Origin of the sequence: Mucilaginibacter aurantiaciroseus (assembly GCF_024055595.1) — a bacterium.
GTDB lineage: Bacteria > Bacteroidota > Bacteroidia > Sphingobacteriales > Sphingobacteriaceae > Mucilaginibacter > Mucilaginibacter aurantiaciroseus.
This window is the reverse complement of the sequence record NZ_JAMXOF010000008.1, coordinates 1-2,425: the sequence shown is the minus strand read 5'-3', so window position 1 is coordinate 2,425 and position 2,425 is coordinate 1. Positions and strand designations below refer to the sequence as shown.

Annotated in this window: 2 protein-coding genes; both read left to right on the top strand. The window is 47.9% G+C overall.

All coding sequences use genetic code 11. The features are described from left to right. Window positions 1–513 (top strand): potassium-transporting ATPase subunit KdpA (locus NAF17_RS18005; RefSeq protein ID WP_252759417.1); only part of this gene is annotated, 513 nt, incomplete at its 5' end. 8 nt (window positions 514–521) lie between these two features. After that, window positions 522–2,425: potassium-transporting ATPase subunit KdpB (kdpB, locus tag NAF17_RS18000; protein ID WP_252759416.1), on the top strand; the 1,904-nt coding region annotated here is incomplete at its 3' end.

Genomic DNA, 2,425 nt, shown 5'->3' with positions numbered 1-2,425 from the left:
ACCCCTGAGTTTTTAGGCCACAAAGTAGAAGCCCGGGAAGTGAAGATCGCCGCTTTGATAACCTTGCTTAGTCCGTTTTTAATTATGGCGGGTACAGCAATTGCAGCATATGTATTCACCAACCACGGCAGTGCCGACTGGGCAGTTAAGCCATCGGCATGGTTAAATAACCCAAGTTTTCACGGCTTTAGCGAGATGCTTTACGAGATGACCTCAGCTAACGCCAATAACGGCTCGGGCTTCGAGGGTTTGGGTGATAACAATATCTTCTGGAACGTATCTACAGGTTTTGTAATGCTATTGGGAAGGTTCCTGCCTATCATCGGCCCTGTTGCCATTGCAGGTTTGCTTGCCCAAAAGAAATACATCCCGGAATCAGCAGGTACTTTGAAGGTAGACACGGTAACTTTCGGCCTGATGACCTTCGCTGTAATACTTGTTCTAAACGCATTATCGTACTTCCCTGCTTTGGCCCTGGGCCCTATTGCAGAGTTCTTTTCAATGCCTAAGTAATTAATCACATGAAAACTCAATCTAATAAATTATTTGAAGCTGCGTTGGTGCAAACCGCATTAAAACAGTCATTCATTAAACTGAACCCAAAGGTAATGCTGCGTAACCCGGTGATGTTCACCGTGGAAATAGGCACCGCCGTTATGCTTTATATGAGCGTTTACAGCTTGCTAAACACCGGCCAGGGTTCGTTCGCCTATAACTTCATCATCTTCATCGTACTGCTGCTAACCCTGCTGTTTGCCAACTTTGCCGAGGCCATTGCCGAAGCACGCGGTAAGGCACAGGCAGACAGTTTACGTAAAACGCGTGAAGAAACACCTGCCAATGTTTTAATGCCCGACGGCAGCGTTGTTAGTAAATCATCAAACGACTTGCGTAAAGGTGATGTATTTGTTTGTGAAACGGGTGATACTATACCTACCGATGGTGAAATCACCGAAGGTTTGGCAACGATAGATGAGTCGGCAATTACGGGTGAATCTGCCCCGGTTATCCGCGAGGCAGGTGGCGATAAATCATCGGTAACAGGCGGTACAAAGGTATTGTCAGACAAGATAAAAGTGGTTGTTACCACTGAACCGGGCGAAAGCTTTTTAGATAAGATGATCGCGCTGGTAGAAGGTGCATCGCGCCAGAAAACGCCGAACGAGATCGCCTTGACGATCTTGTTAGCCAGCTTTACACTGATCTTTATCATCGTATGCGTTACGCTGAAGCCGTTTGCAGATTATGCCAACACCCCGATTACCATTGCGGCATTAATATCCCTTTTCGTTTGTTTAATTCCCACAACCATCGGGGGCCTTTTATCGGCCATCGGTATTGCGGGGATGGACAGGGCTTTGCGTGCAAACGTGATCACCAAATCTGGTAAAGCGGTGGAAACCGCAGGGGATATTGACGTATTGCTTTTAGATAAAACCGGTACAATCACTATCGGCAACCGTAAAGCGACCCAGTTTTGGCCTGCACCCGGTGTATTGCCCGATGATTTGGTAAGGGCAGCGGTACTATCATCATTAGCTGATGAAACGCCCGAAGGTAAATCTATCATCGAGCTGGCACAGCAAAGTAACATGCGTATTTCAATGACCCCGCCTGCAGGGGCCGAGTTCATCAAGTTTTCCGCAGAAACCCGTGCAAGCGGTATCAACACTACTGAAGGTTTGCGGATCCGTAAAGGTGCTTTTGATTCTATCAGGAACATGTCCGTAGCTGCCGGCAATAAGTTTTCTGCCGATGTAGAAGAACGGGTTAAAGCGATTGCAAGCAACGGTGGTACACCACTGGTGGTTTCACAAAATGAGGTTGTTTTGGGTACAATAGAATTGCAGGACATTATTAAACCCGGCATCGCCGAACGTTTTGAACGCCTGCGTAAAATGGGGATCAAAACGGTAATGGTAACCGGGGATAACCCGTTAACTGCCAAATTTATTGCCGAAAAAGCCGGTGTGGATGATTTTATTGCCGAGGCGAAGCCCGAGGATAAAATGAACTACATCAAAGCTGAACAACAGGCAGGCCGCCTGGTTGCCATGATGGGCGACGGTACAAACGATGCCCCGGCATTGGCCCAGGCAGATGTAGGTGTAGCCATGAACAGCGGTACACAAGCTGCCAAAGAAGCCGGCAATATGGTGGATCTGGATAATGACCCCACCAAACTGATCGAGATCGTAGAAATAGGTAAGCAATTGCTGATCACACGTGGTACGTTAACGACCTTCTCCATCGCCAATGACGTGGCTAAGTATTTCGCTATTGTCCCGGCATTGTTTATCGCGTCGATACCAGCCCTGCAGGCTATTAATATTATGCACCTGCACAGCCCGGAGAGCGCCATACTATCTGCGGTGATCTTCAACGCGATCATCATCCCGATGCTGATACCACTGGCCCTTAAAGG